17 protein-coding genes are annotated in these 13,637 nt (G+C 57.2%); 5 read left to right on the top strand and 12 right to left on the bottom strand.

All coding sequences use genetic code 11. The annotated features are described in order from the left end of the window. Nucleotides 1–8: 8 nt before the first annotated feature. Both F4X57_05030 and F4X57_05025 read right to left on the bottom strand, forming a co-directional pair. Nucleotides 9–1,241: a CoA transferase gene (locus F4X57_05030; protein MYC06522.1), complete on the bottom strand. Its 1,233-nt coding sequence runs from the start codon at nucleotides 1,239–1,241 to the stop codon at nucleotides 9–11. Between the two features lie 136 nt (nucleotides 1,242–1,377). Further along, nucleotides 1,378–3,042 carry an acetolactate synthase gene (locus tag F4X57_05025; protein MYC06521.1) on the bottom strand — a complete coding sequence of 555 codons (1,665 nt, stop codon included), beginning with the start codon at nucleotides 3,040–3,042 and terminating at the stop codon, nucleotides 1,378–1,380. Between the two features lie 147 nt (nucleotides 3,043–3,189). Between F4X57_05025 and F4X57_05020 the strand changes: the two genes are divergently transcribed. Beyond that, a complete protein-coding gene (locus F4X57_05020) occupies nucleotides 3,190–3,423 on the top strand; it encodes a hypothetical protein (GenBank protein MYC06520.1) in 234 nt (77 codons plus the stop codon). Between the two features lie 218 nt (nucleotides 3,424–3,641). Here the strand turns inward: F4X57_05020 and F4X57_05015 are convergent, their stop codons facing one another. From F4X57_05015 to F4X57_05005, 3 genes are all read right to left on the bottom strand, one after another. Continuing rightward, complete coding sequence (locus F4X57_05015; protein MYC06519.1) at nucleotides 3,642–3,854, bottom strand: type II toxin-antitoxin system HicB family antitoxin; 213 nt, start codon at nucleotides 3,852–3,854, stop codon at nucleotides 3,642–3,644. Further along, nucleotides 3,844–4,104, bottom strand: a complete 261-nt coding sequence (locus F4X57_05010) for a type II toxin-antitoxin system HicA family toxin (GenBank protein MYC06518.1) — start codon at nucleotides 4,102–4,104, stop codon at nucleotides 3,844–3,846. Before F4X57_05010 ends, F4X57_05015 begins: the two co-directional genes overlap by 11 nt. Nucleotides 4,105–4,181: 77 nt before the next feature. Then, the gene (locus F4X57_05005; protein MYC06517.1) at nucleotides 4,182–5,432 is read right to left on the bottom strand and encodes a CoA transferase; all 1,251 of its coding nucleotides are present in this window, start codon (nucleotides 5,430–5,432) and stop codon (nucleotides 4,182–4,184) included. Between the two features lie 488 nt (nucleotides 5,433–5,920). On the opposite strand from F4X57_05005, the gene F4X57_05000 reads away from it, so the two are divergent. From F4X57_05000 to F4X57_04990, 3 genes are all read left to right on the top strand, one after another. After that, nucleotides 5,921–6,436 carry a YfcE family phosphodiesterase gene (locus F4X57_05000; GenBank protein ID MYC06516.1) on the top strand — a complete coding sequence of 172 codons (516 nt, stop codon included), beginning with the start codon at nucleotides 5,921–5,923 and terminating at the stop codon, nucleotides 6,434–6,436. Between the two features lie 189 nt (nucleotides 6,437–6,625). Continuing rightward, on the top strand, nucleotides 6,626–7,519 hold the full coding sequence (locus tag F4X57_04995) for a hypothetical protein (GenBank protein MYC06515.1): 894 nt from the start codon (nucleotides 6,626–6,628) through the stop codon (nucleotides 7,517–7,519). Nucleotides 7,520–7,622: 103 nt separating this feature from the next. Then, entirely contained in the window at nucleotides 7,623–8,513 is an 891-nt protein-coding gene (locus F4X57_04990; GenBank protein ID MYC06514.1) for a hypothetical protein, read from the top strand. A gap of 34 nt (nucleotides 8,514–8,547) precedes the next feature. On the opposite strand, the gene F4X57_04985 is transcribed toward F4X57_04990, so the two are convergent. The 3 genes from F4X57_04985 to F4X57_04975 form a co-directional block, all read right to left on the bottom strand. Continuing rightward, entirely contained in the window at nucleotides 8,548–8,898 is a 351-nt protein-coding gene (locus F4X57_04985) for a histidine triad nucleotide-binding protein (protein ID MYC06513.1), read from the bottom strand. 281 nt (nucleotides 8,899–9,179) lie between these two features. After that, nucleotides 9,180–9,728 (bottom strand): RidA family protein, encoded by a 549-nt coding sequence (locus F4X57_04980; protein ID MYC06512.1) that lies wholly within the window; start codon nucleotides 9,726–9,728, stop codon nucleotides 9,180–9,182. After that, the gene (locus F4X57_04975; protein MYC06511.1) at nucleotides 9,599–10,036 is read right to left on the bottom strand and encodes a VOC family protein; all 438 of its coding nucleotides are present in this window, start codon (nucleotides 10,034–10,036) and stop codon (nucleotides 9,599–9,601) included. Before F4X57_04975 ends, F4X57_04980 begins: the two co-directional genes overlap by 130 nt. Before the next feature lie 172 nt (nucleotides 10,037–10,208). Between F4X57_04975 and F4X57_04970 the strand changes: the two genes are divergently transcribed. After that, nucleotides 10,209–11,273, top strand: a complete 1,065-nt coding sequence (locus F4X57_04970; protein MYC06510.1) for a hypothetical protein — start codon at nucleotides 10,209–10,211, stop codon at nucleotides 11,271–11,273. A gap of 18 nt (nucleotides 11,274–11,291) precedes the next feature. Here the strand turns inward: F4X57_04970 and F4X57_04965 are convergent, their stop codons facing one another. From F4X57_04965 to trpC, 4 genes are read right to left on the bottom strand one after another with little or no spacing between them, the layout of a single operon-like run. Continuing rightward, complete coding sequence (locus tag F4X57_04965; GenBank protein ID MYC06509.1) at nucleotides 11,292–11,777, bottom strand: SRPBCC family protein; 486 nt, start codon at nucleotides 11,775–11,777, stop codon at nucleotides 11,292–11,294. Between the two features lie 19 nt (nucleotides 11,778–11,796). Next, nucleotides 11,797–12,087 carry a hypothetical protein gene (locus F4X57_04960; protein MYC06508.1) on the bottom strand — a complete coding sequence of 97 codons (291 nt, stop codon included), beginning with the start codon at nucleotides 12,085–12,087 and terminating at the stop codon, nucleotides 11,797–11,799. Then, nucleotides 12,053–12,751, bottom strand: a complete 699-nt coding sequence (locus tag F4X57_04955) for a phosphoribosylanthranilate isomerase (protein MYC06507.1) — start codon at nucleotides 12,749–12,751, stop codon at nucleotides 12,053–12,055. Before F4X57_04955 ends, F4X57_04960 begins: the two co-directional genes overlap by 35 nt. Continuing rightward, complete coding sequence (trpC, locus tag F4X57_04950) at nucleotides 12,748–13,530, bottom strand: indole-3-glycerol phosphate synthase TrpC (protein ID MYC06506.1); 783 nt, start codon at nucleotides 13,528–13,530, stop codon at nucleotides 12,748–12,750. The genes F4X57_04955 and trpC overlap by 4 nt, the downstream gene beginning before the upstream one ends. Between the last annotated feature and the right edge of the window lie 107 nt (nucleotides 13,531–13,637).

Raw genomic sequence — 13,637 nt, 5'->3', positions numbered from 1 at the left:
AGGGACAATTAGAGGATAACGCCTTGCGCCTGCAATTCTGCGATGTCGTCCCAACCGTAATCTAGCAGGTCGAGTAGCACTGACTCGGTGTGCTCACCGTGCGCCGGCGCAAGCCGCTTCGTCGCTACGGGCGTTTCACTGAATGCGATAGGCGTCTGATGCCACTTGGTCGCGCCTAGTGTAGCGTGCTCGAAGTCGATGAGATAGTCGTTCTCGATGACCTGTGGGTCGTCAGGCAAGTCCATGATGGACTGCACGCGCTCCCATATCAGGTCGCCGGCGTCGTTGAGCCGCTTTTCCCATTCGTCGCGCGTGTACCTGGCGAAAATGTCGTCGAGGATACCGATAAGCTCTTCGCGGTGTTCATTGCGCAGCGGCATCGTGCAAAAGCGTTCGTGCGTTACGAGGTCTGGGCGTTCAAGCGCCTTGCAGAATGTGGGCCAGTACCGTTCGCCTTGGCTCATCGAGAAGGCGATCCACTTGTCGTCCTTGCATCGGTAATAGTTCCACAGGATGTTGCCGGCGCGCGTTCTAGGTTGGCGCTCGAATGCCCTGCCCATTAACAGCGCGATGCCGTCACGCATGCCACCAAGCCACATCAGGCTACCAAGATGCGACACATCGACGCGCTGCGATATGCCGAATCGTTCACGCGCGACAACTGCGCCAAGCACGGCGTACGATAGCATTATGCCCGCAATCTGGTCTGCCATGCCGTTGATGTTGTATGGAATGCCATCGCCCGGCCCTGCCCACCACAGCGAACCGGCGCGCGCCTCGCCGGTGAGCGCGAATGCGGGCTTGCCGGAGTCGTCGCCCTTTGGTCCATAGCCGGTTGCGGATGCGTAGATTATGTTGGGGTTGCGCTTAGTCAGATCTTCGTATCCCAAGCCGAGCCGTTCGGCTACGCCTTGCCGGAAGTTCTCCACGAAAATGTCCGACTGGTCCACGAGCTTCATCATCACCTCAAGCCCTTTCGGATGCTTGAGGTTCAGCGCAATTCCGCGTTTGTTGCGGTTTAGGCTCTCGTAGTAGGCACTGCTGCCTTCCAACCCGTTGACCACGCCCGCGACACTCGCGAACTGCCTGCCATGATCGCCGTCTAATGACTCGACTTTTATGACATCCGCGCCGAGGTCGGCTAGCATCATCGTGGAGACGGGCCCGAATTGCCACATCGTCCAGTCGATAACGCGCATGCCGGATAGCGGGCCGCCTTGCTTGCCGTGACTGTCTTTCATGATTGACACCGGATTGCGCTGCTGGTTTGGATAATCAATTGCGATTGCCCTTGGATATGCGAAGGGCGGTCCCGATGTGTCAGGACCGCCCAACTTCTAGCCTGACTGATTTACTTGATGTCAGACGGATATGTTCCTAGTACTGCCGCTGCTGCCGCGATCGACCGCCCATTGCGGCGTATGCCACATCGGGGTCGGTAACGACGTCTAGGAGCGCCGGCTTGCCGGAGTTGAACGCACGCTCGAGTGCGGGGCGAATCTCTTCCGGATCGGTTACGCGCTCGCCGTAGCCGCCCATGCCGTCCATAATCTTGGCGTAGTCGGTTTCCTGCGACAGATAGGTGCCTATGCCACGCATGCCGCGCCGCACGACGCCCTGAGTTGTCTGGTTCCACGCGCCGTTGTTGCCGACGATGGATACGATTGGCAGATTGAAGCGCACATAGCTTTCGACGTCGAAGCCGGTCAGTCCGAAGCCTCCGTCACCGTACACGATGCAGACCTGCTTGCCCGGTCGCGCGAGCTGCGCCGCCGCCGCAAAACCGCTGCCCGCGCCCAAGCAGCCAAACTGCCCCGGGTCCAGCCAGTGGCCCGGCTCGTTGATGTTCAGCACGCGCGCGGCGAATGTAACGATGTCGCCGCCATCACCGATCACCGTGGCGTCCTCGTCCAGCACATCGCGAAGTTCCTTCATCAGGCGCATCGGATGGATGGGCGATTGGTCGCTGTTGAGCATGGCCTCGTCCGCCGCCTTGAGCGACTGGTCTTCGGTGATGACCTCTTCGACCCAGCCCTTGCCGGGGGACTTGTAACCGGTCGCCTTCAACTCGTCCATTATCTGGCGAAGCACTGCCTTGGAGTCGCCGACCACACCGACATCGATGTCTCGGTTCTGGCCAATCTTGCTGCCGTCCATCATAATTTCGACGAGCTTAGGATTCTGTGGGAACAAGCTGTCCGCACCATAACTGAGTCTGAAGTCGATAGGAGTTCCAATCAGAATGACCGTGTCGGATTTCACCATGCCATAGCGCCTGCCGAGGCTGCCGAGGTTCGGGTGGTCGGACGGGATGCTGCCGCGTCCCATCGCGTTCAGGAACACGGGAGAGTCAATCATTTCGATGAACTCTCGCAGTTCCTCCGACGCATCGTTCCACCAGACATCGGAGCCGGCGAGCACCATCGGGCGTTCGGTGTTGTGCAGGATGTCCACAACTTGCTTGATGTACTCAGGATCGCCGTACGCCTTCGACTCCGTGCGGTAGCTGCCGGGGTACTTGACATTCTCTTCGTCTGTCGTGCCTCCGACCACATCGATGGGTATTTCAAGGTACGCGGGTCCCGGAACGCCGGATGTGGCGTGACGGAACGCAATCGATACATACTCCGGTATGCGCTCGACGCGCTTGACCTGCTCTGAGAACTTGGTAACGGGCTTCAGGAATGTCGCGCTGTCGAAGTCCTGCAAGCCGCCGCGCAGGTGGTCTGTGATACCCGCGTTGCCGCCGATGAGGATCATCGGGCTTGGCGCTTGGAATGCGTTGGCGATGCCGGTAACTGCGTCCGTAACGCCCGGTCCCGCCGTGACGATGGCGACGCCCGGCTTGCCGGTAACCTTCGCCCAGCCTTCGGCGGCGTGCGCGGCTACCTGCTCATGCCGGAAGTCGATGACCTTTATGCCTTCGTCCACGCAGCCCTCGTAGAGGTTGTAGATGTGCCCGCCGTTTAGCGTGAACACATACTCTACGCCCTCTCTCTTTAGTGCTTTGGCGAACAACCGCCCGCCGTCTATCTCTGCCATTATTCCTCCTGTTTCTATTGATGGGTTTCACTGATATGGGGTCTATTCTTTGGAATCTAGATGAAGTGTGTTGATCTTTTTTTTGTATGGCCAGAGGCGGGAATCCTTTATATGTCCTCCTGTGGGTGATCACTTTTCTGAGAAACAATGAAAAACCACATAGTTAGCAAACCAAATACACCAGTGGTTACATGGTTAATCCAATCGGTTGTTCCGAAGCCAGCAGGAGCAGATATGATGTTGAACCCTATGTATATAAGAACTGTTGCTGATCCGGAAATGACGGAAGCCATTTTCTTGTGGGATGGTGCCATTAGGACAGTTGCCCAAACTCCAGTTATTCCCCATACAGCAGATCTTACAATATCAGATAACCAGTGAAAAAACTCTTGAGGGCACCAAGGGAGAAGATGCCATACCGACAAGATAACTGGATCACAATTGGGAATTATAAACCAGCCAAACTGCCAGATGAAACTCATCACTGTTGTTAGCACGACTGGAATCACAAAGAATACCACCGGAACCAAAGACCATCTGACTAACGCAGTAACTCGGCTCCTCAAAATGAATCCTTTTTCTCGCTGCAATTTAATCAATCATGCAAACATCGGCCTTCCCTTGGGTATGGGTATGGGGTGCCCCATCTCCCTCTGTGTCTCAATCCAGATGTCCATGACCTCTTGGATCATCTCCAGTGCGTCTTCGTATGTGGGTCCGTCGGCGACGCACCCAGGAAGTTCAGGCACTTCTGCGACGATAACGCCGTCTTCTTCACTCCAATACATCACTATTTCGTATCTATGAGTCATGCGGAGTCAGTCCATATCTGATCGCCATTTGTCGGAACTGCCTGATTTGGTATGCCTTCGCCATTGAGTTCCTCGGCTGTATTATTACAGACGCTCTCAACCCAGTTCTGCGGAAAATATGGTGGCTTCCTCGTATGGTTTCATAGAAGCCCATATTGAGCAATAGCCGACGAAATTCTGCGAACCTGATATTCGCGTCCGATCGGCCGGCCAATATGGTTCGTAGCAAACGCCGATCTCTGGATGACAGGCTGACTTCTGAATCGGACAAATGGCGTTAACATCCTCTTGCTCTAATCAGTCTGTTGGAAGTGCCTATTCTGTTCTTCACAGTATTGCGCCCGCGTCCTGCAACTCCTTGATGTCGTCCCAGTCGTAGCCGAGTTCGTCGATTAGGATCTGCTCTGTGTGCTGCCCTAGTTCCGGAGCTTCCTGCCATATTCCGGCAGGCGTTTCGCTGTAGATGTTTGGATGATTGCACATCTTTACATCGCCGAGAACCGGGTGATCGAAGTCGGTGATATAGTTGTTTTTCACCACCTGCACGTCGTCTTCAAGGTCTGTGATGGACTGCACCTTCGCGTAGATGAAGTCAACCTCGAACTCGCGGAAGATGTTGTCCCATTCGTCGGCGGTCTTCGTGGCGAACTTTTCGTCCATTATCCTGACAAGCTCCACCGTGTTATCGGCGCGCGCGCGCATATCGGCAAAGCGCGGGTCGTCGATGATGTCGTCCATACCCATCGCGCGGCAGATTGGTCGCCAGTAAGGGTCGGGTTGCAGATGCATCATCTGAATGCAGCGCCCGTCCTTGCACTTGTACACGTTCGACAGCGGATTCGTGGGCGCGTCGCGCTCGTACGAGCCGAAGGTCTGACCGTTGTTCAACAGGCTCATGCTGATGCCAAGCCCTTGCAGCCACATGTTCGCGCTTAGGTGGGACGCTTCGACCTTCTGCCCGATGCCCTGTTGATTGCGGCACACGAGCGCGGACAGCACGCCCAGACATAGCATTATGCCGCCCATCTGGTCAGACACGCCCTGCGAAATACGCGTAGGATACTCGGCGTCCGGCTCCGTCGCCGACATCATCAGACCGGCGCGCGCTTGTCCGCAACCGTCGAATGACGGTAGGTGCGAATCCGGGCCCTCTGGCCCATAGCCGTTGGCGGAGCCGTACACCAGCATGGGGTTAATCTCGTGCAGCGTGTCGTAGCCGACGCCGAGTCGTTCCGCGACGCCCTGACGGTAGTTCTGCACGAACACGTCGGCTTCCTTTACCAGCTTGTAGATTATCTGCCGGCCTTCTTCGGTCTTCAGATTGACGGCGATGCCACGCTTGTTGCGGTTGCATGCCTCGAAGTACGCATTGCGCCCTTCGCCCAAGTCCATATTCATGGTGGACGCTCGCCACAAGCCGCGCCCTGCGTCTCCGTCTAGCGCCTCAATCTTGATGACATCGGCGCCCATGTCGCCCATCATCGCGGTGCTCACGGGTCCGAACTGCCATACCGTCATATCCAGCACGCGGATGCCCTTGAGGGGACCGTTACCGGAGAAATGACCATTGGAATTCACAGTCTATGCCTCCAGTCTGTGTATGCTCGTTGCACGATGCGACGAGCCTTCGGTTGCGGTCAATAAAACACTGCGGGGATTGTATCACATAACGCAAATTCAAGATAACAATGGCGTGGATTAAGACGATTTCACAAGTGCAATTTATGCCTGTCATTTCGAGCGCAACGAGAAATCTAAAGTCGGCAACAGGTTTGCAGACAGCGATCCTTGTCTTCGCAGGGAGATGCTTCAGATTCCTCACTGCGTTCGGAATGACAAAGGACAGGGGAGAAGTATTTGGAATGACAAGGGAGAAGTATTCGGAATGATAAAAACAGCGCGGAATGACAACAATAGGAATTTGTGAAATCGTCTCAAGCATAGGACGAATTCGGAGATTTACCTTAGAACAGACACATATCATGTGTGGATAGCCTTCCTAACTCCCTTGCTACTGATTAGGAATGGGCAACTGATGCGCCATAGATAAGGCGGTCTGTGATAAGATGCTTGCCGTTATGAGTACAAGAATCGTTGTGTTTTCGGACACGCACTGCAACCGATGGGACGAAGTTCACGCCGACATACGCACCGCTGTCGCCGACGCCGACATTGCCGTGCATTGTGGCGATATTGTGCGGATGGATGTGGTTGACGGGCTGCGCAGCGTGGCGAAACAGGCAGTCGTGGTGCACGGCAATGCCGACCCGCCGGACTTACGGGACACTTTGCCTTATGTCGAAGTGTTGGAAATCGAAGGCGTGCGTATTGGCGTGACGCATCCTGCTTGGGGCGGGCCAGAGTTCCCGCTCGAAGACCTGCTCGGCGACTTCGAGGAACCGGTCGATATAGTCCTGTTCGGGCATACACATGAGCCTCTCAACGAATTGAGAGACGGCGTGCATTTTTTGAACCCGGGTCAAGGCTATCCGTCGTTCATGGTCGCTGCCACCATCGCGGTGCTTACCGTGGATAACGGTGGTTTTCATGCGGAAATCGAGACAATCGTGCCGGCGCGGTAAATCTGTGCCAGATGGTGGAGTAGCACGTCTTGTTCCCTTCCTCACTGAAGGGAGAAGGAACATTGTGAGCGAAGATTCTTTCTGGCGTCCGGGTAACCTGCACTAGAAGTTTGATGATTGGCAGTCGCGAGTTTGATGCGATAGACTGCGCGTTGAATTAGCGGGATGCAATACTTTACGAGGTGAGGAATGGCGAAACGAATCAACAGAGTTATCGAATTGTTGGACCAGGGGCAGCCCCTGTACAATGCCGGCGCGCACGAATTGTCCTACGAGAACGGCAAGGCGATGGCGTCCACTTGGGCGGACTACATCGGTGTGGAGATGGAGCATGGTCCATTCGACATGTCCGCCCTCGACGAGTTCATGCGCGGGCTGGTGGACGGCGGCCCAACGCCAAGCGGACACCGCACGCCTCCAGTAATCATGACTATCCCCACAGATGGCACGAACGAAGATGTCGTCCGTGCGAACGCCTGGATGATGAAGCAGGCGCTTGCGCGTGGTATTCATGGTATTCTGCTGTGCCATGCGGAGACCGAAGGCGCGGTGCAGGCGTTCGTGGAGGCGTGCCGTTACCCGTTCCAGACGGCTGGCGTCGGCGACGGGCTAGGCGTAGGTCGGCGCGGTGGTGGTGGACAGCGCAGCGCGGCGGAGATATGGGGTGTTGCGCCGGACGAATACATGAAGATTGCGGACCCATGGCCGCTCAATCCCGACGGCGAGATTGTCCTCGGGCTGAAGTTAGAGAATAAGCGTGCGCTGGAAAATTGCGAGGCGAGTGCGGCTGTGCCCGGCATTGCCTTCGCCGAGTGGGGCCCAGGCGACATGGGCTTGTCGTTCGGATATGCTGATGCACACGACCCGCCGTATCCCGACGACATGGAAGAGGCGCGGCAGCGCGTCAAGGCGGCGTGCGACGCGGCTGGCTTGGCATTCCTGTGCAGCTGGAGCGACTACACCATCAGCGTTGAAGCACGCGTGAATAAGCTGATGGGTGACGGTGTGAAGATACTGTCCGGCGTGGGCGAAGAAGGCGCGGCTATCGGGCGCCAAATTACCGGCAGGACGATGCCTGTTTAGCGGCGATTCGCGCAGTAGGGTTGATGTAGCTTCATCAGGCTCATCTTAGCAGCCCCTCCATTTAGGTGATTGGACCTGTAATAGTTGACGGAAGGAAATCATAATGGCTAAGCGAATTAATCGCGCTATCGAACTGCTTGAACAAGGTCAGCCCATATACTACACCGGCGCGCACTCGGGCGCGGTGCTGACGTATGAATACGGCAGGGAAATGGCGAGCACCTACGCCGATTACATCAACATTGGCATGGAACACGGCGCGTTCGATATGGCAGGGCTTGACCAGTTCATGCGCGGTCTGGTGGACGCCGGACCGACGAATAGTGGACACCGCACGCCAGCGGTAATTGTGGAAGTGCCGGTTGACGGTGGCAGCGAGGAAATCGTGCGTTACAACGCATGGCAGTTCCGGCAAATTTTGGCGCGCGGCGTGCATGGCATCATCCTTTGCAACGCAGAGACGCCGGGCGCAGTAAGGGCGTTCGTTGAATCGTGCCGCTATACTTTCCAAGATATTGGCGTGGGCGAACTCATCGGCAGGGGAACTCGTGGAGCTGGCGCTCAGGGACCTGCCGCCGAGGTTTGGGGCGTGTCCGCGGACGAGTATCTGGACAAAGCCGACCCCTGGCCCTTGAATCCTAACGGCGAACTCATGCTGGGTCTAAAGCTGGAAAACAAGCGCGCGCTGGAGAATGCCGAACTCAGCACTCGTATATCCGGCATCACCTATGCGGAATGGGGACCCGGCGACATGAGCATGGCGCACGGCTTCAAAACTCCGCCGAACCCGTTCACACCTGAACTTCTCGCGGCTCGTGATCGTATATTTCAAGCTTGTCGCGACGCCGGTCTGTTCTTCCTGAACGGCGTTTCGCCCGAGAATGTAACGGAGATGATTGACGAGGGCGTGATGGTCTGCTCGGCAGGCGGTCCCGGGGGCGAAGAAGCGGCGCGAATAGGCAGGGTGCATACGGGCCGCACCATGCCTGTCTAGGCTCTGCCGGCTACCGCTTTACTACGCCAAGAGCCTAACCCAGGCCAAGACCACGCAGCGACTTGCCGCCGAGAACGTGCATGTGAAAGTGTGCCACTTCTTGGCCGCCGTCGCTGCCTTGGTTGACTATCAAGCGATAACCCGATTCGGCGATGCCTTCTTGTTCAGCCATCTTGCGCGCTGCCGCAAACACGCTGGCGAACATGGCATCAGGTTCGTCTTCCAGTTCGGACAGCTGGGAGAAGCACCGATTCGGGATGACCAGCAGGTGCGTCGGCGCGAGCGGATTGATGTCCCGTATCACGAAGCAATCGTCGTCGCTGTACAGCTTTTCGCTGGGAATTACGCCATCGCGTAACATGCAAAAGATGCAGTCTTCAGGCATTTCGCGTTCATCCTTGTGAGGAATGTTCTAAGTTGTGTGGACATTTCGAGCGAAGCAAGAAATCTAGAGTCGGAAACCGGCTTGATCACAACGATTTTAGATTCCTCACTGCGTTCGGAATGACAGATGAGTGCGCTTGTCGTGTTTGAAATGCCTCACGCGCCAAATGTCAACATGCCCCAGTATCAATGATGCGCGGTCAACGAGTCTCATAGCCCTTGGCAGGGAAGGTTAGGAGGGGGAACATAATCCCCAATTCCCGACCAGGCTGCTGGTGCAGGCTACTCGACGACTGCGAAGGCTTCAATCTCCACGAGCATCTCCGGGCGCACCAACGCCGTCACTATGACTGTGCTGCTCGCGGGGCCGTTCTCCGGGAATATGCCGTTTCGCACTTCGGCGTAGGCGGCGTAATCGTCGGCATTAACTAGGAAGCAGGTAATCTTCGTTACATCGTCCCAGACCGCTCCGGCGGTGGTCAGCGCAGCCTCAACATTCTTGAAGCACTGCTCGGACTGCGCTTTAGCGTCGCCTATGCCGACGAGATTGCCGTTTTCGTCAGCCGCCACCTGTCCGGAGACAAAGACCTGGTTGCCCACGCGCGTCGCCGGCGAAAAGCCCACCGGCTTGTTGTTCGGATACGGAAAATAGACTTGCCTTACCACGTTATTTGCTCCAATCTTGATTTGGTAGATGCGCTTTAACTTGGCATCTGCAGCAGTTCGATTCGCACATCGTCGGGCACTTTGATGAAGGCGATGGTCGGCCCGCCAGGGTTGGAAATCGGTCCTTCCGCGATTTCCGCGCCAAGCGCCTGCAGCCGCTCTAATTCCGCGTCCATGTCGTCAACGGTGATGCCGAAATGTTCCAAGCCGAAGTGAACTTCCGCGTCGCCTTGTCCCGTCGCCTCGGCAGTCCTCGCGCCTGAGATGCGGACAATCGTGCCGTCTTGCATCCTGCACTCGATGAACCTGTCGCCGCTCGGACGCACGCCGCGGTCGTTGTAGATCTCGAAATTGAACGCCTTAACATACCAATTCGCCGTCTTCTCCGGGTCCGGCGCCTTCAGATGGATGTGGTCAAAATGAAAAGCCAACTTTATCCTCCTGTCAGCTATTGCGGAAATCAGTGCGGTCAAGCCTAAGTTAGGCGTATCAGCCTGTCAAGTTTATTGATACTTGTCACCAGACAGAAGCGCCCGGCGGTAGAATGAAGACAGCGGCACAGTCAGGCGCTGCAAACTGATATACTTGCAAGCCGAATAGCGATGGCATTCAGGCAGCGCGAATTTGACGGCATTGGAGGCGCAGATGAGCACGGATAGCACACTAGTGGGATTTGATTGGGACGACCCGGTCGAGGCGATGGAGCAGATGTACCGGCTGGGCTGGACGGACGGGCTTCCGGTCGTGCCGCCAACGGAGCGACGAGTCGCAGAGTTCATCGAGCGTGGTGGCAGACCTGCAAGCGAAATCGTCGGTGAACTGCCGGAGCGCCGCCGTGAGATAAGCGTGGAGAAGGTCGCCGCCAACGCGGTGATGGCAGGCTGCATGCCGGAGTATATGCCTGTAGTTCTGGCAACGGCGGAGGCGATGCTTGACCCGAAGTTCAACCTCGTCGGGCCATCGTCGAGTCTGGGCGGGTCGGGAATAATGGTCATCGTGAACGGGCCCATCGCGCGAGAATTGGACATCAACGCGCGCAACAATCTATTCGGACCGGGCAATCGTGCCAACGCGACTATCGGACGCGCCGTGCGGTTGATTCTCATTAACGCATGCGCCGCAATACCGGGTCTGTTCGACCGCAGCATTCTTGGCCATCCTGGCAAGTATAGCTACTGCATCGCGGAGGCGGAAACCGAGACCCACTGGAATCCGTTGCACGTCGAGCGCGGCTTTGAGCGGGCGCAGAGCGCCGTTACGGTGTTCGCGTGTGAATCGCCGCGTCAGGTGCGGGCGAGCGGCAGTCCCGAGACTATGATAAACACCGTGGCGGATGTGTCGTCCGCGCTCGGTACGTCTCTCTCGACCGTTGGTTCGACGGACGACAGGTCTGCGGTTGTGCGGCAGGGAGAACTCGCAGTCGTAATCTCCGGCGAAAGCAGCGTGTGGGAAGGATGGAGCAAACAGGACATTCGCGCCGCATTGCAGCCGAAAATTCGCCGCACGCTCGCAGACATCAAGCGCGCAGGCGAGGTGGGCGGCGATGTGATGCCCGAAGACGAAAATCATTGGCTGCCGCTGGTCGCGACTCCGGACGACATCCTCCTGATATTCGCGGGCGGTGAAGAACGGACGATGTGCGCCGTCATACCAAGCTGGGGGCCAAAAGTGTCGTCAACATCGGTAACGAAGGCAGTACGAGGCGGGTAGGGCAGCGACGCTATGCCATTACGCGCGCGGAAAGACGCGACTGCGCGCCGCACGCGCTTCCGCGGCTTGCTTGATCTGCGCCATGTGCTTGACCATGGTGCGCTCGAACACCGGTCGTATGTACAAAATGCCGCCGAGCCAGCCGTATAGCGGCACATCGCGCCATACGAACTCGCCGCTGTGCGTAAGGTCAGTGTGTCGTGCGTCCACTTCCTCAAGCGTGAACTCTTCGCTCACATATCGAAGCGGTCCCGACAGGTGGTTGAATGTGATGCGCTCGGGTGGGTAGAGGCGCACCTCTTCGATGGTCGTGTATGTGCCGACTGGCGTTTCCGACACGAATTCGACCATCAGCCGGTCGCCGTCTTGTTCGATAACTCGCGACGACTCGTTACTGTCGCCGGGCAGCCTGCCCCTGCCAAAGTGTGACAACATCTGAAAGACCAGTTCGCGCGGCGCGGCGATGCTGACGGTGTGGGGGCGAAGTGGGACGGGTTTTGCCATGCTACCGTTAGTCTGCTTGCTACGACGACTGAATATAGACACGTGGATAGTACGGTTTACTCCAGCCTTCGATGTGTATGTTCGCCTGCATTATGTCGAAGAAATTCGGGAGCAGGCTCGCGAGAATCTTCGTGTCGTCTTGCAATTGCTGTCGATTGACCGAACTGCCGTATGTGGCGCCGCCGCGTAGTATCTGATTCCGAAGCACATACAGATTGTCGAACAGTGTCGTCAGCGCATCGAGCGTATTGAATTCTGTAATTGCATCGCGCGCGTTATGATTGTGCCCCGCCACCATCATTGTGTGCATGAGCTGCTTGCTTGACCATATCCGCGAATGCTGCGATTTTCGCAATGTCTTTCACGCCATTGGTCTCAACGCCGCTGGAAACATCGACGCCCCAGGGCTGCACCGTGTCGATCGCTTGGCGCACATTGTCGGGCGCAAGACCGCCGGCTAGAAACACGGGATGCCGCTTGGCAATCTCGCAAGCTATCTGCCAGTCGAAGGTGTGTCCGGTGCCGCCGAGTGCGCCGCTTACCCGCTTGTCTAACAGGGTGATGTGAAGCCGTTTCGCCACCTCTTCGACTTCGCGCAGCGCGTCCGACACCGCCGCATCGTGACCGAGCGAATCGTCAACCTTCACCTGCCGCATCACCCAGGCGTCCACGTTGTCCCAGTAGTCGGCGGGTTCGTCGCCGCAGAGTTGCACGAAGTCCAAATCGCACTCGCTCACAGTGCGATTCACTTCGTCCAACGGCTGATTGGCGAACAGTCCTACAATGCTAGGGCAAGCCGCGCCGCGCCGTTCACGCACACGGCGGATTACCACTTGCGCGTGTTCGAGCGACACTTGACGGCGTACGCCCGGCACGAAGACGAAACCGAGTAACGATGCCCCGGCGTCCGCAGCCGCGAGCGCGTGTTCCAGCGTCCGCATGCCGCATATCTTGAATTCAGGCACGCTAGTCATACCAATTCTCCCAACTTGGCGCCGACATCGGGCGCGGTAACGAGCGCCTCACCGATGAGCGCGGCGTGTGCGCCCGCCTTCTGTACGCGCTGCAGATGCTCGCGGTTGTTGATGCCGCTCTCGCTTACGACCACGCTGCTAAACGGCACTTTGGACGCCAGCCGCTCGGTAACTGCCAGGTCGGTGGTGAATGTGCGAAGGTCACGATTGTTGATGCCGATGACCTCCGCGCCGGCTGCCGCCGCAACTTTCAGTTCATCTTCGTCATGCACTTCTACCAGACACTGCATCCAGAATTTTCGGCTCAAGTTCATCAGGGCTTTCAAGCGGTCCGGAGTGAGCATCGCGACGATGAGCAGGATGGCGTCCGCACCGTAGGCACGCGCTTCGTACACCTGATACTCGTCGAAGATGAACTCCTTGCGCAGCACGGGAATCTTGCGCGGGTTGGCGACCGAGTGGACGGCGCTCAGGTGCTCAATGCTGCCCTGAAAGTGGTCGGTGTTAGTCAGCACGGAAATAGCGGCAGCGCCGTTGTCGGTGTAAATCTTTGCAAGCGACTTTGGGTCGAAATTCTCGCGCAGCAGCCCCTTGGACGGCGAAGCCTTCTTCACTTCCGCGATGATGCGCACCGATTCGCCAAACAGTGCGCCCGCCAAATTGAGCGGCGGCGCCTGCGCCTCGATCCTTGCTTCAAGTTCAGCAATAGGCATTTCCGCCTTCAGCCGTTCAACCTCGACGCGCTTGACTTCCACTATTTTCTGCAGTATGTCTGCCATTTTACCCTTCTCATCGGAGGTTCAGCCAATCACGCCTTACCGTTGCTTGTGGCAGGCTAATGCCACCAGATAGACTTTGACACCGCCGCCGTTGGCGTAGTTTAGCC

The sequence above is a fragment of the Chloroflexota bacterium genome (assembly GCA_009840355.1).
In the GTDB taxonomy this organism is placed as follows: Bacteria; Chloroflexota; Dehalococcoidia; order Lucifugimonadales; family JADFKI01; genus Bin90.
This window is presented reverse-complemented; position numbering and strand designations above follow the sequence as displayed.

What these genes read in the sequence shown, in the direction of transcription:
- F4X57_04995 (MYC06515.1), top strand. Translation starts at nt 6,626, where the DNA reads ATGGCGAAACGAATCAACAGAGTTATCGAATTGTTGGACCAGGGGCAG.
- trpC (MYC06506.1), bottom strand. Translation starts at nt 13,530, where the DNA reads ATGGCAGACATACTGCAGAAAATAGTGGAAGTCAAGCGCGTCGAGGTT.
- F4X57_04960 (MYC06508.1), bottom strand. Translation starts at nt 12,087, where the DNA reads ATGCACACAATGATGGTGGCGGGGCACAATCATAACGCGCGCGATGCA.
- F4X57_05015 (MYC06519.1), bottom strand. Translation starts at nt 3,854, where the DNA reads ATGACTCATAGATACGAAATAGTGATGTATTGGAGTGAAGAAGACGGC.
- F4X57_05030 (MYC06522.1), bottom strand. Translation starts at nt 1,241, where the DNA reads ATGAAAGACAGTCACGGCAAGCAAGGCGGCCCGCTATCCGGCATGCGC.
- F4X57_04970 (MYC06510.1), top strand. Translation starts at nt 10,209, where the DNA reads ATGAGCACGGATAGCACACTAGTGGGATTTGATTGGGACGACCCGGTC.
- F4X57_04990 (MYC06514.1), top strand. Translation starts at nt 7,623, where the DNA reads ATGGCTAAGCGAATTAATCGCGCTATCGAACTGCTTGAACAAGGTCAG.
- F4X57_04965 (MYC06509.1), bottom strand. Translation starts at nt 11,777, where the DNA reads ATGGCAAAACCCGTCCCACTTCGCCCCCACACCGTCAGCATCGCCGCG.
- F4X57_04955 (MYC06507.1), bottom strand. Translation starts at nt 12,751, where the DNA reads ATGACTAGCGTGCCTGAATTCAAGATATGCGGCATGCGGACGCTGGAA.
- F4X57_05025 (MYC06521.1), bottom strand. Translation starts at nt 3,042, where the DNA reads ATGGCAGAGATAGACGGCGGGCGGTTGTTCGCCAAAGCACTAAAGAGA.
- F4X57_05020 (MYC06520.1), top strand. Translation starts at nt 3,190, where the DNA reads ATGAAAAACCACATAGTTAGCAAACCAAATACACCAGTGGTTACATGG.
- F4X57_04985 (MYC06513.1), bottom strand. Translation starts at nt 8,898, where the DNA reads ATGCCTGAAGACTGCATCTTTTGCATGTTACGCGATGGCGTAATTCCC.
- F4X57_05000 (MYC06516.1), top strand. Translation starts at nt 5,921, where the DNA reads ATGCTTGCCGTTATGAGTACAAGAATCGTTGTGTTTTCGGACACGCAC.